At 49.1% G+C, this 24197-nt stretch carries 14 protein-coding genes; 11 read left to right on the top strand and 3 right to left on the bottom strand.

The features are described from left to right. Nucleotides 1-15 precede the first annotated feature (15 nt). The 7 genes from ACR32F_RS26615 (at nt 16) to dnaI (ending at nt 15546) form a co-directional block, all read left to right on the top strand. Nucleotides 16-870: a carbohydrate ABC transporter permease gene (locus tag ACR32F_RS26615; protein ID WP_440120022.1), complete on the top strand. Its 855-nt coding sequence runs from the start codon at nt 16-18 to the stop codon at nt 868-870. Nucleotides 871-906: 36 nt separating this feature from the next. Next, a complete protein-coding gene (locus ACR32F_RS26610) occupies nt 907-3327 on the top strand; it encodes a glycoside hydrolase family 3 N-terminal domain-containing protein (protein WP_440120021.1) in 2421 nt (806 codons plus the stop codon). A 3-nt stretch (nt 3328-3330) separates the two neighbouring features. After that, the gene (locus ACR32F_RS26605) at nt 3331-6552 is read left to right on the top strand and encodes an alpha-mannosidase (RefSeq protein ID WP_440112421.1); all 3222 of its coding nucleotides are present in this window, start codon (nt 3331-3333) and stop codon (nt 6550-6552) included. Nucleotides 6553-6843: 291 nt separating this feature from the next. Beyond that, the gene (locus ACR32F_RS26600; protein ID WP_440112419.1) at nt 6844-8163 is read left to right on the top strand and encodes a glycoside hydrolase family 125 protein; all 1320 of its coding nucleotides are present in this window, start codon (nt 6844-6846) and stop codon (nt 8161-8163) included. Next, nucleotides 8160-11342, top strand: a complete 3183-nt coding sequence (locus ACR32F_RS26595) for a beta-galactosidase (RefSeq protein WP_440112417.1) — start codon at nt 8160-8162, stop codon at nt 11340-11342. Before ACR32F_RS26600 ends, ACR32F_RS26595 begins: the two co-directional genes overlap by 4 nt. Further along, entirely contained in the window at nt 11339-14194 is a 2856-nt protein-coding gene (locus ACR32F_RS26590; protein ID WP_440112415.1) for an alpha-mannosidase, read from the top strand. Before ACR32F_RS26595 ends, ACR32F_RS26590 begins: the two co-directional genes overlap by 4 nt. A gap of 401 nt (nt 14195-14595) precedes the next feature. Beyond that, the gene (gene dnaI / locus ACR32F_RS26585) at nt 14596-15546 is read left to right on the top strand and encodes a primosomal protein DnaI (RefSeq protein WP_440112413.1); all 951 of its coding nucleotides are present in this window, start codon (nt 14596-14598) and stop codon (nt 15544-15546) included. Nucleotides 15547-15649: 103 nt separating this feature from the next. Here the strand turns inward: dnaI and ACR32F_RS26580 are convergent, their stop codons facing one another. Continuing rightward, nucleotides 15650-15805, bottom strand: coding sequence for a hypothetical protein (locus tag ACR32F_RS26580; RefSeq protein WP_017692450.1), 156 nt, complete (start codon nt 15803-15805; stop codon nt 15650-15652). Nucleotides 15806-16069: 264 nt separating this feature from the next. On the opposite strand from ACR32F_RS26580, the gene trxA reads away from it, so the two are divergent. After that, nucleotides 16070-16387: a thioredoxin gene (trxA, locus tag ACR32F_RS26575; RefSeq protein ID WP_105409851.1), complete on the top strand. Its 318-nt coding sequence runs from the start codon at nt 16070-16072 to the stop codon at nt 16385-16387. A 401-nt stretch (nt 16388-16788) separates the two neighbouring features. Next, on the top strand, nt 16789-18873 hold the full coding sequence (gene uvrC / locus ACR32F_RS26570; RefSeq protein WP_440112410.1) for an excinuclease ABC subunit UvrC: 2085 nt from the start codon (nt 16789-16791) through the stop codon (nt 18871-18873). Here the strand turns inward: uvrC and ACR32F_RS26565 are convergent. Continuing rightward, complete coding sequence (locus tag ACR32F_RS26565) at nt 18842-20539, bottom strand: CPBP family intramembrane glutamic endopeptidase (RefSeq protein ID WP_440112408.1); 1698 nt, start codon at nt 20537-20539, stop codon at nt 18842-18844. The two genes, uvrC and ACR32F_RS26565, sit on opposite strands and share 32 nt — an antisense overlap. Nucleotides 20540-21021: 482 nt before the next feature. Here ACR32F_RS26565 and ACR32F_RS26560 point away from each other — a divergent pair, with 482 nt between their 5' ends. Beyond that, on the top strand, nt 21022-22341 hold the full coding sequence (locus ACR32F_RS26560) for a TrkH family potassium uptake protein (RefSeq protein ID WP_440120020.1): 1320 nt from the start codon (nt 21022-21024) through the stop codon (nt 22339-22341). Nucleotides 22342-22357: 16 nt separating this feature from the next. Continuing rightward, nucleotides 22358-23029, top strand: coding sequence for a potassium channel family protein (locus tag ACR32F_RS26555; RefSeq protein ID WP_017692455.1), 672 nt, complete (start codon nt 22358-22360; stop codon nt 23027-23029). A gap of 50 nt (nt 23030-23079) precedes the next feature. Here the strand turns inward: ACR32F_RS26555 and ACR32F_RS26550 are convergent, their stop codons facing one another. Then, nucleotides 23080-24003, bottom strand: coding sequence for a LysR family transcriptional regulator (locus ACR32F_RS26550; RefSeq protein WP_440112405.1), 924 nt, complete (start codon nt 24001-24003; stop codon nt 23080-23082). Nucleotides 24004-24197 lie beyond the last annotated feature (194 nt).

The following is a 24197-nucleotide window of genomic DNA, read 5'->3' as shown; positions in this document are numbered from 1 at the left end:
GGCTGGAACGTGATCATGAACATCATCGCCGGACTCTTCGCTTTAATCTGTGTATTCCCTTTTATATTTGTAGTTATCATCTCGTTTACGGACGAAAAAGCACTGGCCCGTGACGGGTATCGACTGATTCCAGCAGAATGGAGTCTCGCGGCATATCAGTTTGTCTGGCAGAGCGGAGACACGCTGCTGCGGGCGTACGGAGTTACCATTTTGGTAACGGTACTCGGTACCATTATCAGTCTGATTCTTATGTCCTTGTATGCCTATGCGATTTCCCGCAAGAGCTTCCGATATCGGAGATTTTTCTCCATTTTTGCGATCCTGACCATGTTGTTCAACGGCGGGATGATTCCGACCTATATGGTCGTATCCCAGTTACTTGGAATGAAAGATACGATATGGGCACTGATTCTGCCACTGGCGATGAATGCCTTCTATATTATGATTCTGCGTACATTCTACTCCACCAGTGTACCGGATGCGGTCATTGAATCGGCGAAAATTGATGGCGCCGGTGAGTTCTATACGTTTATGAAAATCGTGATTCCACTCTCCCTGCCGGGACTGGCAACCATCGGGTTGTTCAGTACACTTGGTTACTGGAACGATTGGTTTAATGCGCTGTTATACATCGATAATCCCAATCTGGTGCCCCTGCAATCCATGCTGATGCGGATTGAATCAAGCATCCAGTTTATCCAGCAGAACTCTGCTAACAGCTCGATGAGTCTGGCAGCCATGCAGTCCATTCCACAGGATACGTCCCGAATGGCGATGGTTGTGCTGGCAACGTTGCCTATTATATTCGCGTATCCATTCTTCCAGCGTTATTTCGTACAAGGTCTGACGGTGGGAGCAGTCAAAGAATAACCGGATGACTCTACAGGATTGGAGAGATGCAGATTGATGATTTATAAGGATAAAAGCAAATCCGTGGGCGAACGGGTAGAACATCTGCTGAGCCTGATGACTACGGAAGAGAAGGTGGGACAGCTTGTTCAACCCTTCGGCTGGCAGACCTATACGAATGATCAGGGGAACATCACGTTAAGTGAATCATTCAAAGAGCAAGTGGAGAATGGGGGCATCGGTTCCCTCTATGGTGCCCTTCGGGCAGACCCCTGGACTGGCGTTACGCTTGAAAATGGCCTATCGGCCAGAGAAGGTGCAGATGCAGTCAATCTTATTCAACGTTATGCGGTGGAACATTCCAGACTGGGGATTCCCATCCTAATCGGAGAGGAATGCTCGCATGGACATATGGCGATTGACGGAACGGTCTATCCTGTCCCCCTTTTACTGGGGAGTACCTGGAACGTGGATCTGTACCGTGATATGTGCCGGGCGGTCGCTCGCGAGACGCGTGCTCAGGGCGGTGCGGTCACGTATTCTCCTGTACTGGATGTTGTGCGTGATCCGCGCTGGGGACGGACCGAGGAATGCTTCGGTGAAGATCCGTATCTCATTGGGGAACTGGCTGTTGCTTCAGTGGAAGGACTTCAAGGTGAAAGCCTTGACCGGGAGGATGCGGTAGCTGCTACGCTGAAACATTTCGTCGGTTATGGCAGCTCGGAAGGTGGACGCAATGCTGGACCTGTGCATATGGGCTGGCGTGAACTGCTGGAAGTGGATCTGTATCCATTCCGCAAAGCGGTTGAAGCAGGTGCCCAATCCATTATGCCGGCGTATAACGAAATTGATGGCACACCTTGTACCGTGAATACGGAATTGTTGGAAGATGTTTTGCGTAAGGATTGGGGCTTTGACGGTCTGGTCATTACGGATTGTGGTGCGATCAATATGCTGGCAAGTGGGCATGATGTGGCGGCAGATGGACTGGAAGCTTCCGTACAGGCGATTAAGGCAGGCATCGATATGGAGATGTCCGGTGAGATGTTCGGGCAATATCTGGTGCAGGCGGTGGCAGAAGGCAAGCTTGATGTGCAGGTTCTGAATCAGGCTGTCTCTCGCGTGCTGGCGTTGAAGTTCAGACTGGGATTATTCGAACAGCCTTACGTGGATGCCGATCGGGCAGCAGAAGTGATTGGCAGTGAGCAGCATGTTCAGCTGGCACGCCAGTTGGCTGCGGAAGGTGTGGTTTTGCTCAAAAATGAGGCTGATGCGCTCCCGCTATCCACAGCAACGGCTGGGCGAATTGCCATAATCGGCCCGAATGCGGATCAAGCCTACAATCAACTTGGCGATTACACATCTCCCCAACCGAAGTCGAAGGTAGCGACGATGCTGGATGGGATTCGCAGTAAGTTGGCTAATCGTGTGCTTGGGCACGCGAATGAGGTCGCTGATCGTCATGGGATGCATGAAGAGGATGGTCATCCGACTGGATATGGGGATAACCATGCTGCGAAGAATGTGGCAAGCGATATAGAGCGTGAAACTTCCGAGGCGCTCTATGCACCGGGGTGTCGGATCAAAGGTGACTCCAGAGAAGGATTTCAGCATGCCATAGAAACTGCGCGTTTGGCGGATACGGTCATTATGGTGGTTGGCGGCTCCAGTGCGCGTGACTTTGGAGAAGGAACGATTGATCTGAAAACGGGTGCTTCCAATGTGTCAGATCACTCATGGAATGATATGGAGTGCGGGGAAGGGATCGACCGCATGACGCTGGGGCTTGCCGGAGTACAACTGGAACTTATTCAGGAGATTCACAAGCTCGGCAAAACACTTGTTGTTGTTTACATCAATGGTCGTCCCATCACTGAACCTTGGGTGGATGAGCATGCCGATGCCATTTTGGAAGCGTGGTACCCGGGGCAAGAAGGCGGGCATGCGATTGCAGACATTCTATTTGGTGACGTGAACCCATCAGGCAAATTGACGATCTCCATTCCGAAGCATGTCGGTCAGTTACCGATTTACTATAACGGCAAACGTTCCCGGGGCAAGCGATACCTGGAAGAGGATCTGGAGCCACGTTATGCATTTGGATACGGACTGAGTTATACCACATTTGAGTACAGTGAACCGAAGCTGAGCGCTGCGTCCATGACAGCTGGTGAATCCGTTACGGTATCGGTGAATGTGACCAATACAGGGGAATGTGCAGGTGCGGAGGTAGTGCAAATGTATATATCCGATGTGGTTAGCTCACTAACTCGTCCCGCCAAGGAACTGAAGGGATTTGCGAAAGTAAACCTGGAGCCTGGAGAGACACAGACTGTGGAATTCCGTATCGGGGCAGAGCAGCTGCAATATATAGGACGTCACCTGAAGCCTGTCGTTGAACCGGGACAATTCCATATTCATATCGGCAGCAGCGTAAACGATACGCAAATGGCCGAACTGACCGTAAGGGAGGCGTAAGACGTGGAACGTATCAGACGATTTATTCGCGAGTTGTCCGAACATCAGTGGCTGGAGCAATTGCAGCTGCGAAGCTGGGACATCACCCGCGCTTATTATAACGTGCCGGGACAGTATGAGGATCAGGGTGAATACCCGGAAGGCCAGGACTTCGAACGATTTCCGAGCAAACAGGGAACAACCTATTTCTTTAGAACACGGTTGGAGATCCCTGCTACATGGCAGCAAGCACCATACGGACTTGTTTTTGAAACAGGGGGAGAAGGTTTACTGCGGGTGAATGGACACGCTTATCAGGGTCTGGACCGTAACCACACTTACGTCACGCTTGATCCGTCCAAGATTGGAACCCAGCCGGAGCTTGAAATTGAGATGTTTGATCCGGTACCTGAACCCGTGGACCCCTTGAATCAACAGGCGGTTATTCAGCCGCCGATCACATCGATTACCAGTCTGCTGGTGAGACCAAACGAAGCGGTTCGCAGTCTGATGTATACGGTCATTATTGTGCGTGATTCGGCCGTATTATTGCCGGAAAGTGACTTCCGGCGGGTTCGCCTGTTAGAGGTGCTATATCGTGCGATGGATCAATTTGTAGGCATGACAGCGGAAGAGATCCAGCAGGGCGAAGGCATTCGCCAAATTGAGGATAGCCTGAGGCATCACGTACGTGAAATCGGCGGCAACACAGAAGGTCTGGAGCATATGGTGGGGCAATCCCATATCGATATTGCCTGGCTGTGGCCTGTGCGTGAGACGGTGCGCAAAACGAGTCGTACCTTCTCCACCGTGGATGCACTTATGGATGAATATCCAGATTATATCTATTCTCAAAGCCAGCCCTTGCTATATGCGTTTCTGAAGGAACATGATCCCGAGTTGTATGCACGGGTGAAGCAGCGGATTGCAGAAGGACGCTGGGAACTGGTTGGTGGCATGTGGGTGGAGCCGGATCTGAACATCCCGAGCGGGGAATCCCTAATTCGTCAAATGTTATATGGTCAGCGTTTCTATATGGAGGAGTTTGGAAAGACATCCCAGATCGAATGGCTACCGGATACATTTGGGTACTGCGCCTCCCTGCCCCAGATTTTGAAGCATGGCAATGTGGAGTATTTCATGACAACGAAGCTCGGATGGAATGACACGAATGTGTTTCCATATGATCTGTTTCACTGGGTGGGCATTGATGGCACACCAATTCTGTCTTACCTCAATCATGGTGTCAACGAACATACCTTGCCGAAGGACATTCACGATCACTGGCAGTCCTACCGTGAGAAAGCGGCGCATCCGGAGCACATGCTTCTGTACGGACATGGAGATGGCGGCGGCGGGGTCACGCGCGAGATGTTGGAGTATGTGGATCGCGCAGACTTGATGGTAGGACAGCCGGCAAGTCGTTATAGCACGGCGGGAGCTTTTTTTGCCGGAATTGAGAAGGAACAGCCTGTACTGCCGAAATGGCATGGCGATCTGTACCTGGAACTACACCGAGGAACCTACACGACACATGCACGCAACAAGCGCAGCAACCGGAAAGCGGAGGTTCTGTATCGTGAAGCCGAGTTGTGGAATACACTCGCTCAACCGGATATGGATGCACAGGCGGAAGCTGAAGTGCGTTCGAATCTGCATGAGGGCTGGAAACTGATTTTGTTGAATCAATTTCACGATATCATCCCTGGCTCGGCGATTACGGAATCGTATGTGACCTCGGGTGAAGAATATGCGCGAGTGTTCGAGCTGGGCCGAACAGGACTGAATCAGGGCGTTGCCACATTGACAGCAGGCATTAACACGCAAGGTCCAGCAGGGTCAGCAGCCTATATTGTATTCAACAGCTTGGGGTGGAAGCGAAGTGCAGTGATTCAACTGCCGTTGCATGATGGCCTAGATCGCTACGGGATCGATGAAGAAGGTCAGCGCCTGCGGATGGATCGGGAGGATGGCAGCATGTCTATTCTCGTGACGGACATTCCGGCGTTTGGATATAAGACGATATGGCTGGTACCGGAAAATACAAGGGAAACGAATGTATGGGAAATCACAAACCTTGCTGCGCAACCAACCTTTAATGATACATGGGATACCGCCTTTTATCATGTACAGTTCAACGAACGTGGGGAGATCACTCGTCTGTGGGATAAGACCGCAGAGCGAGAGATGCTGAAGCCGGGTGAACGAGGCAATCAACTTCACTTCTTCCACGATCGTCCAACGCTCTGGGATGCATGGGATATCGACAGCCGTTATGAAGAACAGATTGCTGGCGAAGTGCAGTTGTTGGAGAAAAAGCTGGTGTTGGCGGGTACAACGAAGGATGTCCTGCGCTTCTGCTGGAAGCTTCATCAATCGATGATTACGCAAGATATTGTCTTTTATCATGACTCACGGCGGATCGACTTCCAGACACAGGTGAACTGGAATGAAGATCACAAACTTCTGAAAGTCGGTTTCCCGATTGATGTGGTGACCTCCAAGGCAACATTCGAGATTCCATTTGGTGCACTGGAACGTCCGACGCATCGCAACACAAGCTGGGAACAAGCCCAGTATGAAGTCTGTGGACATCGCTTTGCAGACGTATCCGAATATGGATACGGCGTGAGCCTGCTCAATGACTGCAAATACGGGTACGACGTACAGGGAAGCACCATTCGTTTGTCCTTATTGCGTGCACCCAAATGGCCTGATCGCACCGCTGATCTGGGAGAACATGAATTCACGTATTCCCTATATCCACACGATGGAGACTGGAGAACTGCACACACCGTACGTCAGGCCGCCGAGTTAAATCATGAAGTGGTTGTGCAACAAGTAGAGCAAGTACAACAGTCGCAGCAAGTGCAACAGATGGGGCAGGTACAACAGAAGGATCAGGTACAACAGATAGATCAAGTACACCAAAGCGCAGGGACTGGAGTAGATCCAACTGCACCTGCCGCACCTGTACGCCCGTCAACCGGCTCCTGGATTAATTTCAACAGCAACCATGTCATTTTGGATACAGTCAAAATGGCCGAGGATGGACAGGGTACCGTCCTGCGCTTCTATGAATCTTCAGGCAAACGTGAAAGCATCACGTTGCAATGGCCACATGCGTTTGAGCAAGCATATCACTCCAACGCATTGGAAGAACCGGTTGAACCATTGGCCCATACGAATGGCCAGATTACATTATCTTTTAAACCTTACGAAGTACAAACCGTGCTACTGCGGTAAACCTTTTTGAAATATTTTTGAGCTATGTAAGATGAACTACAACATGTACACGATAACGGAGAATGCAGAACCAGATGGAGAAGCGAAGCGTTCGCCTAAAAGCTTTCTGAAAGAAAGCTACATCGGAAGCATACGCTATCCCCGGATTTTACCCTTTAGAAAAGGGAATCAAAAAATCTGGGATAACAGCGATCGGAAGGTTATTCTGTCATCGTAGTGGCTAGTGTGAATGTTCTCAGCTGATCTTTTATAGCTACACCATTCAATTTGTTTAAGGAGTTGCACTCATCCATGGAACAATTCAAATTACCCAAAATACCGATGCCGCCTGTGTCTTTGCCACATTCCATTCAGGCTGTGCTCGAAGAAGCGGAACAGAAGCTGGCGCACAGATCTAAACTGCTTCAGTTATTCAAGAACTGTTTCCCCAATACCATCGAAACGACAACGAAACTAATGGAGGATGGCACCACTTTTGTCATCACGGGAGATATTCCGGCTTCCTGGCTGCGCGATTCGGTAGAGCAGGTCGTACACTACATTCCGTTTGCCAAGGAAGACGAGGACCTGCAGCGCATTATTGGCGGGCTGATCAAGCGTCATATCCAGTATGTTCATATAGATCCGTATGCCAATGCCTTTAATGAGACAGCCAACGACTGGCACTGGAACACCACGGACGAAACCGACATGTCACCTTGGGTGTGGGAACGTAAATTCGAGATCGATTCATTATGTTTCGTTGTGCGGCTGGCCTATTTATATTGGAAGGAAACCGAGCTGACCGATATTTTCGATTCGAGCTTCAAGGCAGCGATGCGTAAAATCGTGGACCTGTTCAAAGTCGAACAGCATCACATGGAACAGTCTCCGTATCGCTTCACTCGCAATAACGGCATTCCGACAGATTCTCTCCGCAATCACGGGCAGGGGATGCCAGTCAATTATACGGGCATGATCTGGTCCGGCTTCCGTTCCAGTGATGATGCATGCGATTTTCACTACAACATTCCAGGAAACATGTTCGCGGTTGTAGCTCTGCGTCAGATGCAGGAGTTCGCCGAGTGGGTGTTCCGGGATATGGAACTTTTGCAGGAATTGAAGGACCTGGAGCAGGACGTGGATCATGGCATTCAACTGTATGGCATTTATCGTCATCCCGAATTTGGACCGATCTACGCGTACGAGACGGACGGTTATGGCAACCACTGTCTCATGGACGATGCAGGTACACCGGGACTCATGTCCATTCCGTATCTCGGTTATGTCACAGCGGATGATCCGATCTACCAGAATACGCGCCGTTTTGCCCTGAGCAAAGAGAACCCGTTCTATTATGAGGGCAAGGTTGCCAAAGGGATTGGAAGCCCGCACACACCACCGGATTACATCTGGCATATGGGGTTGTCCATGCAAGGACTGACGGCACAGTCTGCCGAGGAGAAGCTGGAAATCATTCGCATGCTCGAAGCGACGGATGCAGATACCGGTTATATGCATGAAGGCTTCCACGCGGATGATCCAACGATTTTTACACGAAAATGGTTTGCATGGTCCAACAGCCTATTCTCCCAGTTGGTCTATAGATCCATGAAGGATGGCCTGTTATGAGCAGTGCACATGTCAATGGAACAAAGCTGATTATCTTCGCTGATCCTACGTTTCCAGTGGAAGGCACGTTGCCAACTCAGCAGGCTCTGAATACATGGAAAGCAGTCGAAGAGATCATTGTAGTAAGCGTCGATGAACTGGCAGATGCTTTGAATGCTACAGCAGGTGAAGGATGTCTGGTCAATCTGCATGCACCCTATTTTCCCAAATCTGCTTGGATGGAAATTGCAGCTTATCTGCATCAGGGCGGAAGCCTAATTAGTGTTGGTGGAGCACCCTTCAAGCGCCCGGTTCGCCAAGAGGATAGTGCATGGGTTATAGAGTCGGAACAGACCGCGTATCACCAGGAACTGTACATTCACGAGGCGCTGAACGTATCTTCTGCGGGCGTGCAATCGTACACTTCATCCGAGTCCATTCCGCTCCTTTCTGGCAAAGAAGGACTGTTCGAGATTGCAGATACGTGGAATCTGGTTCCACATACGACCAAAACAAGTGATCTGCCCCACCAGATGGGTTCATCAGGACCCATGAGTACACAGATCTATCCGTTACTTCGTGGAATGAGCCAAGATGGACGCAGCATCGCCGCTCCGGTCGTTCTGTGGGAAAACTCCCGTAGTACATTCAGCGGTTCACGCTGGATGTTTGTGCATCTGCCGCTGACCACTTCATTCTGGGAGCAGGATGGCGCTGCCGAAATGGTGAAGTGGGCACAATTCTGTGTGCAAGGTGTAACCGAGTTATCCCTGAAGTCGAATTACGCTTCGTATGAGCCAGATGAACGGGCTGTACTCACACTTCAAGGCCAGATATTGCAGCGTGCAGGAAACAGGCGTACAGCGTCTGAGTTGTGGACCTTTGATCTGACGGTTGAACGAGAGAATCGCACAAGTGGCACGACTGAGAAGGTATGGAACCATCGACTGGAGATGGAACTTTCGGGTGAGCAGCGTTTCGAACGCATACTTCTCCCGGTCTCCATTGAAAGTGGGTTATACCGAATTGTATGCCGCGCACAGGCACCTGACGGGGAGATTCGAATCTTGCGTCAAGGCTTCTGGGGACAGGATGCTGGATTGCTGGCAGAAGGGGAAGTGATTACGCGCAGCCGGGACTATTTTGTAAAAGACGGACGCCCTCTGCCTGTTGTGGGCATGACCTACATGACCTCAGATGTGGCACGCAAATTTCTGTTTCTGCCGAATGCGGATGTCTGGGATCGGGACATGGCTCAGATGGCGAAAGCCGGAATTAACTGGATTCGGACCGGAATCTGGACCGCCTATCGCAACATGATGCAGGTGGACGGACATATGGCAGAGGATGTGCTTCGTGCCATTGATGCATTTATTTTAACGGCGAAACGCCACGACTTGCAGGTCACGTTCACCTTTTTCTCTTTTACACCAGAGACATGGGAAGGAACGAATCCGTATTTGGACCCGCAGAATGTTGAAGCACAGAAACGTTTCATTCGCAGCATCGTCAGTCGGCACACGCATACGACGCATGTGGATTGGGATCTGATTAATGAGCCATCCATGTTCGATCCGGTGCGCATTTTCTCGGCTGGACCGCGTTCGGCGAGGGATTCGCATGAACAAAAGGCTTTTATCGATTGGCTTCAGAAGCGTCATGAGACGATTGAAGCATTGCAGGAGGCATGGAATATGTCACCGAAGCAGCTTCCCAACTTTGCAGCTGCGGTCATCCCGGAGCCGGAAGAGATTAACTTTGATGTACAGGATATGCACAAGGCCAAGAAAGGAACGCGCTGGCTCGATTACTGTCTCTTCTCTATGGAGATGCACAATGTATGGGCTAGAGAGCTTGTTGGTACGATCAAGGATCTGGTTCCCGATCATCTGGTCACCGTGGGGCAGGACGAAGCTCTTGGCGCACAGCGTCCTTCGCCGTTCTTCTATGAACGTGAAGTGGATTATACAACCGTGCATTCATGGTGGTTGAACGATGATCTGATCTGGGACGGTATTTTTGCCAAAACACCACATAAACCGAATCTCATTCAGGAGACGGGCATCATGTATGTGGAAACCCCGGATGGTCGAGCCAAGCGTACGGAAGCCGAACTTCACAGCATATTGGAACGCAAATATGCGTATGCATTCGCCACGGGTGGTGCAGGAGCGGTGCAATGGATCTGGAACACCAACTTTTATATGGATAACGCCAATGAGTCTCATATTGGGGCCCTTCGTGCAGATGGTACGGAGAAGCCGGAGACGGATGTGTCTTATGATTTTGGCCGATTCATGCATGAGATTCGTGATCTCTTCGAAGACCGCGAGCTGGAGGATATTGCAGTGGTGTTCCCATATTCCAATGACTTCTCCAACCGTGCCCTGGCCTATGATGCCACAACGAAGCTTACTCGTGTGATGTCTTATGATCTAAAACTGCCGTTCCGTGCGTTATCCGAATATCATTTGGAATCACTGGAACAGCAGCCACCGAAGCTGATTATCGTGCCAAGTCCGCACAATATGGACAGCGATGCACTGCATCAATTGCTCACGTTCACAGAGAAGGAAGGCGCAAGTCTGCTCATTACTGGACCACTGGGGCTGGATGCATACTGGAAAACAAGTGACCGGGCAGATCATATCGTAGGCAAACGCAGTCTGGGGAACGTGCAGCGGGAAGAACTGCTGAATATTAATGGAGTGAATCACCGGGTAACGTATGGACGGCGTCGTATCGCCGAGGTGGCGAAGGAGACGTTGCTTCATGGGGATAATGGTACACCAGATGAAGTAACCGTTTTGCTTTTGGGTAAAGGAAAATTTATCTGGACCCCACTGCCGTTGGAGTTAAACGGACGGGATGAGCCACTTGCTGAACTATATCGTTACGCCACTGAGATTGCTGGTATCGAACAGGAGTTGGAATGGATATCTGGCGGGGATATCGCAGGGATCTATGGCCGGAAGCTGAGTTTTCCAAAAGGGAATCTGTATGTATTTGTATCCGAGTTTGCCTTGAATCATGAGGTTCACGTGAGAGATCAACGTAGAGGTGTATCGTATGCGTTCGAATTGGAGAAAAATCGTTCCGTGTTGTTTGCCACAGATGCTTCCGGAAAGCTGACTGCCGTGTATCGCCCTGATGAGGTTGAGATTGTACAACAAGACAAAAGAGGTGGGATAACACGATGACCAAGACGAAGAGAGCACATATTATTTCGCATACCCACTGGGATCGGGAATGGTATTTGCCGTATGAGAAGCATCATATGCGACTCATTCAGCTCGTCGATTCACTGTTAGATCAGCTGGATGAAGGATCGGATTACAAAAGCTTCTATTTGGATGGACAAACGATCATCATCGATGATTATCTTCAGGTTCGCCCCGAGCAGAAGGAACGACTGGAGAAGCATATCCGCAATGGACGGATTGTGATTGGACCATGGTACATTTTGCAGGATGCGTTTCTGACGAGCGGAGAAGCCAATGTGCGCAACATGCAGGTTGGGCATAAAGATGCCAAGCGTTACGGCACGCCTTCCAAGATCGGCTATTTTCCCGATACATTCGGACTGGTCGGACAGACCCCGCAATTGATGCAGCAATCGGGCATTGATAATGTGTTCTTTGGCCGTGGTGTGAAGCCGACAGGCTTCAATAATACGGTCTCGGATGCTGGATATGAATCAAGCTTCTCGGAGCTGATGTGGGAAGGACCAGACGGATCGAAAGTGCTCGGCGTATTGTTCGCAAACTGGTACTCCAACGGGAATGAAGTTCCGGTAGACGAGGCTTCGGCTCGCAAGTTCTGGGAAACCAAGCTGGCTGACGCGGAGAAATATGCATCAACGAATGAGCTGCTCTACATGAACGGATGTGACCACCAACCAATTCAGCGTGATCTGCCAGAAGCCATCCGTATGGCTGAGCAATTACATCCTGATATCGAGTTCGTTCACTCGAACTTTCCGGATTATCTGACCGCCCTGAGAGCATCGTCTGAACATGAGCTGTCCACGGTCAAAGGCGAACTGCGCAGCCAGCGTACCGATGGTTGGGGAACTCTGGTGAACACGGCCTCGGCTCGTGTGTATCTGAAACAGATGAACCAGCTGGGCCAGACCATGCTGGAAAAAGTGGCTGAACCCCTGGCATCCTATGCCTATCTGCTTGGTCATGCTTATCCACATGATCAACTGACATATGCCTGGAAAACGCTGATGCAAAATCACCCGCATGATAGCATCTGTGGATGCAGTGTGGATGAGGTGCACCGCGAGATGGTGACACGGTTTGATAAGAGCCGTCATGTGGCAGAGGCGCTGATTGAAGAGAGCACAAGCCAGATTGCTTCAGCCGTAGATACCTCCATATTTACCCGTTATGGAGAGCATGCTCGACCTGTTGTGGTGTTTAATACAACGGGTTGGGAACGCAGCGGTGTAGTTCAGATGGAACTGGACGCGGCTCGGCTGTATTTCCGAGAAGGGTATACGTTGGAAGAGATGGCGGCACAGATGAACGCCGTTGACCTGTCAGGTCGCATACTGGTAGATGAAGAAGGTACACAGATTCAATGTACGGTTGAGGATATGGGTCTGCAATTCGGCTATGATCTGCCGGATGATCGCTTCCGTCAGCCGTATAGCTGTCGGCGAGTTCGTATTCGTTTTGAAGCAGAGAACGTAGATGCACTTGGTCTGAAGACCTATGCGTTGGTCAGCATTGCGGACAATGCTATGCGTGGCACGGATACCAACGGAGATTCCAGCATTTCCTGTCTGACGGGGACTTCTGACGACAGTGATACTACCCAGGTGACTCCATCGAAAACGACTACGCTGTTGCGTGGTGATCGCAGCATGGAGAATAAATATTTGATTGTCACGATTACAGACAACGGTTCATTCACACTCACGGATAAACGCACAGGCCGAACTTATAAGGACCTTGGCGTGTACGAGAATGTGGGCGATATCGGCAATGAATACATGTTCAAACAGCCAGAGAATGAAGTGGAGCGGACAACTCAAGCGCTTCAGGCCGAGATTCGAGTCCTTGAGGATACATCTTACGGTGCCTCGTTCGAAGTGATTCATCATTGGGAAATACCGGAGTCAGCAGATGAGATGCTGGATCGGGAACAGCGGGAACTGATTTATTATCCACATCGCAAAGCCCAGCGTTCAGCGAAGTTGATCCCATTCCAGATCCGCACGGTGGTATCGCTCAGTCGTAGTGGAAAAGGAGTCGAACTGGAAACAACCTTCAACAATCAGGCGAAGGATCATCGGGTGCGCGTACTTTTCCCAACGGATCTCGTATCCAGTGTTCATCATGTGGATTCCATGTTCGAAATTGCAACGCGTGATAACAAACCTGCGCCGGAATGGCAAAATCCAAGCAATACACAGCATCAACAGAGTTTTGTGGATGTGAGCGAAAACGATGCGGGATTAATCGTTGCCAATCTGGGTCTGAATGAATATGAAGTTCTTCAGGATGGACGCAACACGATCGCCGTCACGCTGCTTCGTGCTGTTGGAGAACTCGGAGACTGGGGATTGTTCCCGACCCCGGAAGCACAATGCCTTGGTGAACATTCATTTCAGATCGAGATCATTCCCCACGATGGAAATGGTGCAGCGTCAGGTGCATACATTGAGGCTTATCAGTTCCAGGTTCCGTGGACACTGGTACAAACCGAAGTACACCCGGGTTATCTGACACCTAGCAACACACCGTTTGCGTGGCAAGGGATCGGTTTGGCGTTTTCTTCACTCAAGGTGAATGAGGATTCCGGAGATGTCATGCTTCGCTGGTACAACATGACCACTGATTCTGCCACATTGAAGCTCGCTGCATCGCAGGCAAATCCACAGCCATTCGAAACGGCATATAAGAGCAACATCCTGGAGGGAGAGGGCGAAAGACTTGATTCCCACAGCATAGAAGAGGCACCTACTTTATCATTTGCCAACAAGGAATGGACCATACAGACAGGATCATGTGAAATCGTAACGGTTGGCTTGCGTCGCTAATAGAGGTTGTTCAAAAAATCAGCTTTTGATTACGAATCATGCCTAGCAGCATCATCAGCATCGAAGTTGAAATTCAGCCGAAATGTCCGTTGCTCACGTAGTTCCCTACGCTCCGCTACTCCATTTCTAGCTTCATTCCATCTTCTCGGTACTGAAAACCAGACTTTTTGAACACGCACTAATAGGTACAGGATTGCAAGTGTAATATCGGTGATAGACATTACGCATGTTGGTGAAGGGGTTACGCTATTTACCAGATGTATCAGTTGAGTTATTGGTTGTTTTTCTATAGAATGAACAGTAGAATTGCAAGTGATCGAAAGTTACTATGCCATCATGATGGTCACAGGTAAACTTCAATTGTTCATTCTATATTGAAACCAATAAGGGGGCTTGAAGCCATGGAATCCTTGGGAGGACTGCTTCAGCAGCTGAACCCTGCCTTTCGTGAGCAATCGCGGCGGATTGCGGCGGAATTGATGGAAGATCCGTACGTACGCGAATTCCGCGCAGGTCATCCTGAACTGAAAGATGCACAGCTCATGACCGATCTGAGCAAGCTATATCAGTATGCCAAAGATTCGAAGAACTGTGCGAATTGCCCGGGACTCGACAACTGTCCTAACGATTTCCAGGGTCACTTTTGCAAACTGGAAGTAGAGCATTTTAACGGTAAACCCGAAATTATAGATAAAAAAGCACCTTGTTCCAAACATATCGCCCGGCAAAATGAGCATGTGATCAAACAGAGAATTCGCAGTTTCTATGTGGACGAGCGTGCCCTCAGTGCGGGATACAACGATGTGGAGATTATGGGCAAGGATCGGATGCGTGCTCCGGCAGTGAATCAGGTGCTTCGGTATATTAGGGAGACTAAGGAGAATGGACTGTCTCCGCAAGGGCTGTTTCTGGAAGGGACATTCGGGACAGGCAAGACGTTTCTGATGTGTTATCTGCTGCATGAACTGGCGGTTGCAGGCCACACGGGTGTCATTATTTATATGCCTGACTTTGTGGAAGATCTGAAATCCATGATCAGTGAAGGAAATAAGCTGAAGGAAATGACGGATATTCTAAAAAGCTGTGATCTGCTCATCTTTGATGATATCGGGGCAGAGAATCTGAATCCTTGGGTACGAGATCATGTGATGGGGTCCATTCTGAACTATCGGATGAATCGCAAACCAACGTTCTATACGTCCAATTACAATCTGGATGGGCTGGAGAAACATCTTAGCTTTACCAACCGGGACGGCGAGGAAATGAATAAAGGCCAGCGTTTAATGGACCGGATTCGCCCATTTGTGGATGTCATCTCTGTTCGGGGTGAGAATCAGCGGGGCAAGCGTTAGTCTGCAAATAGCACTTTATAATTTAAAATTGTCCCAAAAAAAGCCTGGCTTTCGCAATTTCGCGAAAACCGGGCTTTTCTGGCCTGCGTGCAGCCTGAGCATTCTATTCGGTCAGGAATTTGAAGATGACCATACCGAAAAAGATCACTGTCATTAGGCCAGCCATGCCGGCAACACCCGCGATTAGATCAAACAGATCATTGCGGGGTTCCTCATTCACATGTTCACGCGGGTCGCTAATTCGTACATTTGCGTCCATGGTAGTGCCTCCTTTGGGGAATGACAGCTTACCCATATTGGGGGCTGAAACCCGGAGTAATTTTAGTATACTTGGAAAAGAAAGCGTTTGTAAAGATTTTGCAGCTATCCTGCCAAGTTCTTCAATTGTGAAGATTTGATGTTGGGAAGATGAACATTGAAGCGTTCAATTCACAAGTTTATTAAACCTGTGTTATACTGGAAGTGTCGTTCACGACGTTACAGGTTAAAATAAACCGTAAGTATATATAAGGAGGACAATTTCATGGCTATTGTTAACGTATCCGATCAATCCTTCAACACAGAAGTAGAAGGCGAAGGAACGGTTCTTGTTGATTTCTGGGCGCCTTGGTGTGGTCCTTGTAAAATGCTCGCTCCAATCCTGGAAGAGCTGTCCGCAGAAGTTGGCGATGCAGTGAAAATTGCTAAAGTTAATGTGGATGAAAATCCGGAGTCCGCTTCCCGCTTCGGCGTAATGAGCATTCCGACATTGATCTTCTTCAAAGATGGTCAACCGGTAGATAAAGTGGTTGGTCTGAATTCGAAAGATGCGCTCAAAGGAATTATTGCAAAACACCAATAATTTACCAGGCTTACACATACGCCTCCGGTTATATGCCGGGGGCGTTTTGCGTCGAAACCCTTTTTATAGGACAATATAAAGTATACTATTTATTATAAAATGAAACTGGAAATTTACATGTTAACGGAGAGCACAGAAATGAGCTTGAAAAGCGTAGCCGTTGCATTTTATCACCCGAATTTCACCTTTAATATGTATTGGACTAATGATTCACACAATAGCGGAGAGAACAGAAAAAACCTGAAAAAGCGAAGCGTTCGCCTTTATCCCCGGATTTCCCCCTCGTAAAAGGGAATCAAAAAAATCTGGGGATAACAGCGATCGAAAGGTCATTCTGTCATCGGAGTAGCTCATGTAAGGTGAAGATTTCAGCTTTTTCGGGAAGGAGGATTCACCGAACTATGGACCAATTCATTAATGATTTGCAGGATCAAGAGAAGGCACTGGAGCAGATTCGCCACAAGCTGGCTTTGCTGCCGGATATGTCGGGTTGTTACCTGATGAAGAACAGTGAAGGCACCATTATCTACGTAGGTAAGGCCAAGGTGCTGAAGAACCGCGTACGCTCTTATTTTATTGGCAGTCATAACGCAAAGACCCAACGTCTGGTGTCCGAAATCCGTGATTTCGAATATATCGTGACAGGCAGTAACATGGAGGCACTCATTCTGGAGTGTAACCTGATCAAAAAACATATGCCACGATACAACGTGTTGCTCAAGGATGACAAGACATTCCCGTATCTTAAAATTACGAATGAAAAGCACCCCCGGCTGGAAGTAACCCGGCGCGTGCTGAAAGATAAAGCCAAATACTTCGGACCTTATCCGAACTCGTATGCGGCACACCAAACCAAAAAACTGCTCGACCGTATGTATCCACTGCGCAAATGTGGTGTGATGCCAAAAGAAGTATGCCTGTATTATCATATGGGCCAATGCCTTGCTCCCTGTGTGAAGGAAGTAGATAAAGCGCAGTATGATGAGATCTCCCAAGAGATTGGTTCATTTCTGAGTGGTGGACAAGAAGAGATTAAGAAGGACTTACAGCGCAAAATGCAGGAAGCTGCGGAGGATCTTTATTTTGAACGTGCCAAGGAACTGCGTGATCAGGTGATTGCGATTGACGCGATGATGGAAAAACAGAAAATTACGATGGCCGATGCCAGAGACCGCGATGTGTTTGGTTTTGCCATTGATAAAGGCTGGATGTGTGTCCAGATCCTATATATGCGTCAGGGGAAAATGATTGAACGGCATGTATCCACCTTCCCTTTTTACGGTGAGGCTTATAGCGATTTTATGTCCTACGTGACGCAGTATTACAGTGATAACCCTGCATTGCCACAAGAGATCTTACTGCCAGAAATGCCAAAAGATCTGGCAATGGATGATGACGGTACAGATACGCTATCTAATGCGGATGGAACGGTACCTGTTGCTGTAACCGGGGAGTCCGAACAGGCGGTACAATGGGGACAGCGTACTGCCTCCGAGCCGCTTGTTGCCGAGACTCGTTCAGCATATGGAGAAAATCCAACTGCAGAAGATGTGGATGGACCTGTGGTTACGCAAGAAAATGCTATCTCTGGGGATTCAACGGCGGATAAACAACCCTCAGGGTTGGAAGATCCATCACAGGTAGCTGCTGCTTTGCAGGAATGGTTGGAAGTCAAAGTACTCATTCCGCAACGCGGATTGAAACGACAGATGATCACGATGGCAGTGGACAACGCGCGTGTAGCACTGGAAGAGAAGTTCCGTCTGATTGAGCGAAACGAAGAGCGGACATCGAAGGCTGCGGAAGGCCTGGGACGCTTTATTGGGCTGGATCAGCTGCGCCGGATTGAAGCATTCGATAACTCGAACATCCAGGGAACCAACCCGGTATCTGCCATGATCGTATTTACCGATGGTAAACCGGATAAAAAGGAGTATCGGAAATACAAGGTCCGTTCGGTTGAAGGACCGGATGATTATGAAACAATGAGAGAAGTTATCCGTCGTCGTTATGAGCGGGTATTGAAAGAAAACCTGATCCAGCCTGACCTGATTGTTGTCGATGGCGGTAAAGGACAGATCTCGGCTGCGGTCGATATTCTGGAAAATGAGCTGGGGCTGTTTATTCCGGTATGTGGTCTGGTGAAGGATGCCAAGCATAAGACTTCACAGTTGATGATCGGTAATCCACCAGAAGTAATATCCCTGCCTCGGGATAGTCAGGAATTTTATCTGTTGCAGCGGATACAGGAAGAGGTTCACCGTTTTGCTATCTCGTTCCATCGTGAACAGCGTGGCAAATCGATGGTGACGTCACGTTTGGATGCCATTCCGGGTATTGGAGAGAAGCGGCGCAAGCTGCTGTTGAAGCATTTTGGCTCTTTGCGCAAAATAAAAGAGGCCAGCGTCGAAGACTTCCGGCCTCTATCTATTGGTGACAAACTGGCAAACCAGATTATTGCAGCACTTCGGGATGAGGAGTCGTAACATACGGCTTCTCTTTTTGTTTTGGATTGAATTTGTAGACCACATATCCAACGATGGCCGGGAGTACAATCCAGAAGAGTCCAGCAGCCATATTCAGGGCATCCCCCATAAAGACCAGGCTGAGTCCCATTAGCAAGCTGTCGAAGATCACATGGGCGAATACAACGGCAATGAAGCCGTGACGCAGCATGATCAGACTGAACAGCAATCCGATAACCATCAGCTCAATCGGACGAGTGATAACCGGGTAGATCGGATACAACGTATGCCCAAGAGCCCAGATTAGTGTTGGGATGAGGCAGGCGATGAACGTGTTGCGTACAATCTTCTGCATCATGCGAATTCCGAACAGTCGATAGACGGTTTCTTCACCGATGCCGGCCATCCAAGCCATGATCGGGAAGAGCCAAGCATAGGTCATGTTGTACGTGGATTGATCAGCCGATGTCGTAGACCAAGTGCCAATACTTCGTTCCAGAATGAAGAACAGTACAGATTGCACGCCTAGCAGAATCAACGCCCACAAGTAACCTGTGTACATACTGTGCAATACATATTTCCCGTATCCCGGTTCTTTGGCACGAGGCCAGGGATTGAGGCCGATTTTGCGCCACATGCCGTCACCGGCAACGAGTGACAGATAGATGGTTGCACTCATAACCAAGGTTATCCCCACTTGCATCACCATCAGGAAGGTGAGCATGAAGCTGGACAAGCCCTGCGCTTGTAAGAGCGGAATCATGTTCAGTGTGCCAATCACGGAAGCTAAGAAGTATACCAGTGAGAGAATGATACCCCGTTTAAATGACGTATGTGCTCGAGTCAGAATGCTGTAGATGATTGCCAGCACACCAAGAACCAAGGTCAGTAAAGCGTAGCCGCCGTAGGTCATCCAGTTGGCCTGGCGAGTCTGATTCTCCACATAGGTCGTGTGAGATTCAGGGACCGAGAAGACAGGATCGAAGGAGCGAACCGCGCCATTTTCGAAGGTGAAGTTCAGCTCCAGCTTGGAATCTCCAACTTGCTTTGTATTATCCGTATATTTCAGACCCGCTTCTTCATCACGAGTATCCAGTTGAAGTTTCGGTACGTTATACCCGAATTCGTTAAGAACTCCAGCGGCAAGCTGCTTCTTCTCAGTTAGAGAAAGATGATCCTCAGCTAATCGTTGGCTAACATTCACCTTGCTTTTATCCTTCTCTGCATCAATGGATGTGTACAGTGAAGAAGGGAGTTCACGCTTGAAACCGACGACTTTTCCTGTTCTCATATGTACGTCAACATTCAAGTAACCGCCTTTGTCCTCATCAGGCAAACGAACGCGGTACACATCGTAAGGATAGGTTGCTTCCCATTTCTGATTATAGGTTTGTAGTTGTTTGGTTTTGGCCATATACCCGTAGATATCGGAATGGGTCTGGTACGTCACCAGCGTATTTCCCGTATCCTCCGGAAGGGTATAATCAGCTATAGAAGCTGCAAATGAACGTGCAGACTGCGTCGCTTTTTCCTTGCTTATGAAGGAAGTCGATTGGATATCCGTCGTTTGCGATGAAGTGGCAGGGAAGATTTGAAAAACAAAGAACAGAATCAGGCCCATTGCCGCAAGCAACCCTAAACGCTTGAAGTTAGCTTTGAGTAGCAAAGGCTGCCCTAAGGGATTCATTTAATCGTGTTCCTCCTTTATTAATATGGATATTAAAGTAAAGATAGCACAGGCCCACCCCCGAATGCCAATGACAAAACGAGAAGTCGTGCAAATGCTTGAAAACGAATGAAAATGATCGAAACAATCTGATCTCTCTGTCGCCATATCTGAGTTTTTCCCTTTTTGACGGAATTCGATGTTATTTACTCAAAAATCGTTTTGTTTACAAACGCCGCAGCGCTTATAATTTTGAAACAAATGTGTAACCAGCCGCATGTCTTTCGCTCAACAAGGGAACGAATAGAAGTATTCCGCCCTCATTATATATGTTCTTTTATTACAAATCATTCATAAGCGGACTTTAGAACGGCGTTTGTCTAAGTTTAACGGCTTCTCCGCACAGTTATAGAGAAGGGTTTCAGAGAAATGCTCCACTGGGTGGGGTTCTTTTCATTTAAGCAGAGGTGGATGATACACAAGTGAGACTGAATGTTCAATGGATGCGCCTATCGCCACCCCGGATTCTGGTATTGGGGTTTGCAGGTATTATATTGCTGGGAACGCTCCTGTTGATGCTCCCGGCATCTAGTCGAAGCGGAATGAGTCTGTCCTTTATTGATGCACTCTTCACTGCGACTTCGGCAGTCTGTGTAACCGGTCTGGTTGTGGTGGACACGGGGACTCATTTCTCGGTGCTGGGTCAGGTCGTAATTGCCATCCTGATCCAGATTGGCGGACTTGGATTTATGACGATGTCGACGCTGGTGGCAATTGCGTTCAAACGGCGAATCTCGCTCCGGGAGCGATTGATTCTACAGGAAGCGATGAATCAGAGCACGATGGAGGGCATCGTTCGGCTTATACGTAAAGTCGTTGCCTACTCGCTTATTCTGGAAGGCATATGTGGTACGCTGTTTGCCATTCGCTGGTCATTCGACATGCCGATTGGGCAAGCAATCTATTATGGATACTGGCACGCCATCTCCCTGTTTAACAATGCGGGCTTCGATATGTTTGGGGATTTCCGCAGTCTGACTGGGTATGTATATGACCCGCTGGTGAATTTTACGGCGATGTTCCTGATTGTCGCTGGCGGCATCGGTTTTGTGGTGTTGTCTGATCTGGTGGATTACCGCAAAACGCGGAAGCTGTCCTTGCACTCCAAGGTTGTACTGCTGATGACCGGGTTGTTGATCGTTTTTGGTGCACTTATTATTTTCGTATTTGAATTCAGCAACCCCCGGACGCTGGGTAGCCTGAACTGGGGTGGCAAGATTCTCGGTTCATTCTTCCAGTCGGTTACCCCGCGAACAGCAGGGGCGAATACGCTAGACATTGCCGGGCTCAGGCAGGCAACACAGTTCTTCATGATCATTTTAATGTTCATCGGTGCTTCACCGGGCTCTACCGGGGGCGGCATTAAAACGACCACATTTATGATTATGGCTGGAGCAGTCATCGCCATGGTACGTGGACGGGAAGATATCGTGTTCTTCCGCTACCGGCTCGTACAGGAACGGATTTACAAGGCGCTTACCATAACATTGCTGGCGCTGTTATTCATCGTTGTCGTAACAATGGTGCTGAGCACCACAGAAGATAGCAGTTTTTTGATGATATTATTTGAAACGACATCGGCCTTTAGTACCGTGGGATTATCGCTCGGACTGACGCTGAAGCTGACTACATTCGGGAAACTCCTGATTTGCTTTACGATGTTTGCGGGAAGGCTTGGACCCATCACACTGGCGTATGCACTCGGGCAGAAAAAGGGTAAAGAGTTATACAGGTATCCGGAAGGCAAAATGATTATTGGATAAGGGGTTCGTGAGAACAATGAAAACACAGCAGTTTGCGGTGATAGGCCTCGGACGGTTTGGCTCCAGTCTGGCACAGGAATTAATGGAACTCGGCTACGAGGTGCTCGGGATCGATAAAAATGAAGAAGTCGTCGAAGACATAAGTGAACTGGTCACTCATGCCGTCGTAGCCGATGCCACAGATGAGGAAGTATTGCGCTCCCTGGGTATTCGTAATTTTGACTGTTGTATCGTAGCCATTGGGGATGATATCCAGACGAGTATTCTCACCGCGATCCTATTAAAAGAGCTGGGCGTCAAGACGGTCGTGGCCAAGGCCATATCCGTTCTTCATGGACGCGCACTGGATAAGCTGGGGATTGACCGAGTGGTCTATCCTGAGCGTGATATGGGCATTCGGGTGGCTCATCAGCTGGTCACGCCAAATCTGCTGGATTATATCGAACTATCCAATGATTACAGTATTGTCGAGATGAAGGTTCCCGCCTGCCTGCATAACAAAACGCTTTCGACCCTGAATGCGCGCGTACGTTTTGGTTGCAGCATTGTGGCGTTACAGAAAGAAGCCGGAGTCATTATTGCCCCTACGGCACTGGATTCGCTTCAGATGGGGGATATCATGGTCATTATTGGTAATAATGCAGATATCGACCGGTTTGAGGAAGAGGTGATCAGCCAAGAGAGCTGATAAGTTCATATAGAAGCCAGGCCTTGTACCCTGGCTCGTTTAGATAAAGTCTAAGGCGTCGTGGTCCTCCGTGAGGGCAACGGCGCCTTAGCTGAAAAGAGTGCAGCCGTCTCTTTGACCCATTGTCTGGAGGTCTCGCTGAGGTCTTCCTTTTCCCCATAGATCATGCAGGTTGTTCTTCGGGTCTGCTGTAATTGAGGCAAATGAACAGAAACAAGATCATTGTCCGCGAGCAATTGTGGACGAAGATAAGACTTGGGCAATAGAGCAGCGGCTTTGGCGGAAGGCAGAAGTCGGATAATCGCTTCGAAGGAATCGATCTCCATGCGAATGTCCGGCATCACGGCACAGCGCTGAAAGAGGTCGTCCGTTAATTTGCGGTACCAGGTGCCTTTGGAGAACGTGATCATCGGCAGATCCTGCAAATGCTCCATCCCGGCTTCCTTGCCGGACAAGGGGTGCGTGAGCGGCACAACCAGCTCCAGATGATCGTCAAAGAGCGGCACACAGTTAAGTCCCACTTCGCTGATGGAGGAGGCGACAATGCCCACATCGGCTTTTTTGTCACGCACAAAAGAGACAATCTCATGCGTTTTTCCCGTCAACAGTTTCAGTTCGGCATTCGGATGTTTCTCCATAAAGGCATTGACTAGAGGTGGCAAGGTGGTTTGAAGGGTCGTCAGGCTGGCACCGAGTGTAATGGTGCTCTGTTCTTCATCCTTATACTGGGCCAGCATGGTCAGGAACTTCTGTTGCTGCTGCTTCTGTTCTACGGCGAACGTATAGGCGAACTGGCCCACACTGGTTAACTCCAGCCGTTTACCCCGACGATGAAAGAGGGCTACCCCGAGTTCGTCCTCCAATTTGGCAATTTTGCGAGAAAGTGCGGGTTGGGACAAGTTCAGTAACTTGGATGCACGGTTCAGACTAGACTGCTCCACGACCGCTGCAAATGCGTTTAACTCCTCGAACATGAACAACAACCTCTTTTCCATGAGTGTGATTCTTGCCCTTGATTAATCGTTTTCCATGTTGTATGGCCTGTAAACCCAATGTTTTACTGCTTATACCTATAGGTTATAACATTTAATAATTATATTGCAATTCCCTTATAAGAAAAAAAGGAGTAACATGAATCGTGACACAAGTTGTTCACACCTGGCGAAAA

The sequence above is a fragment of the Paenibacillus hebaui genome (assembly GCF_051934385.1).
Taxonomy (GTDB): domain Bacteria; phylum Bacillota; class Bacilli; order Paenibacillales; family Paenibacillaceae; genus Paenibacillus.
This window is presented reverse-complemented; position numbering and strand designations above follow the sequence as displayed.

What these genes read in the sequence shown, in the direction of transcription:
- ACR32F_RS26615 (WP_440120022.1), top strand. Translation starts at nt 16, where the DNA reads ATGAACATCATCGCCGGACTCTTCGCTTTAATCTGTGTATTCCCTTTT.
- ACR32F_RS26610 (WP_440120021.1), top strand. Translation starts at nt 907, where the DNA reads ATGATTTATAAGGATAAAAGCAAATCCGTGGGCGAACGGGTAGAACAT.
- ACR32F_RS26600 (WP_440112419.1), top strand. Translation starts at nt 6,844, where the DNA reads ATGGAACAATTCAAATTACCCAAAATACCGATGCCGCCTGTGTCTTTG.
- ACR32F_RS26595 (WP_440112417.1), top strand. Translation starts at nt 8,160, where the DNA reads ATGAGCAGTGCACATGTCAATGGAACAAAGCTGATTATCTTCGCTGAT.
- ACR32F_RS26590 (WP_440112415.1), top strand. Translation starts at nt 11,339, where the DNA reads ATGACCAAGACGAAGAGAGCACATATTATTTCGCATACCCACTGGGAT.
- dnaI (WP_440112413.1), top strand. Translation starts at nt 14,596, where the DNA reads ATGGAATCCTTGGGAGGACTGCTTCAGCAGCTGAACCCTGCCTTTCGT.
- ACR32F_RS26580 (WP_017692450.1), bottom strand. Translation starts at nt 15,805, where the DNA reads ATGGACGCAAATGTACGAATTAGCGACCCGCGTGAACATGTGAATGAG.
- trxA (WP_105409851.1), top strand. Translation starts at nt 16,070, where the DNA reads ATGGCTATTGTTAACGTATCCGATCAATCCTTCAACACAGAAGTAGAA.
- uvrC (WP_440112410.1), top strand. Translation starts at nt 16,789, where the DNA reads ATGGACCAATTCATTAATGATTTGCAGGATCAAGAGAAGGCACTGGAG.
- ACR32F_RS26565 (WP_440112408.1), bottom strand. Translation starts at nt 20,539, where the DNA reads ATGAATCCCTTAGGGCAGCCTTTGCTACTCAAAGCTAACTTCAAGCGT.
- ACR32F_RS26560 (WP_440120020.1), top strand. Translation starts at nt 21,022, where the DNA reads ATGCGCCTATCGCCACCCCGGATTCTGGTATTGGGGTTTGCAGGTATT.
- ACR32F_RS26555 (WP_017692455.1), top strand. Translation starts at nt 22,358, where the DNA reads ATGAAAACACAGCAGTTTGCGGTGATAGGCCTCGGACGGTTTGGCTCC.
- ACR32F_RS26550 (WP_440112405.1), bottom strand. Translation starts at nt 24,003, where the DNA reads ATGTTCGAGGAGTTAAACGCATTTGCAGCGGTCGTGGAGCAGTCTAGT.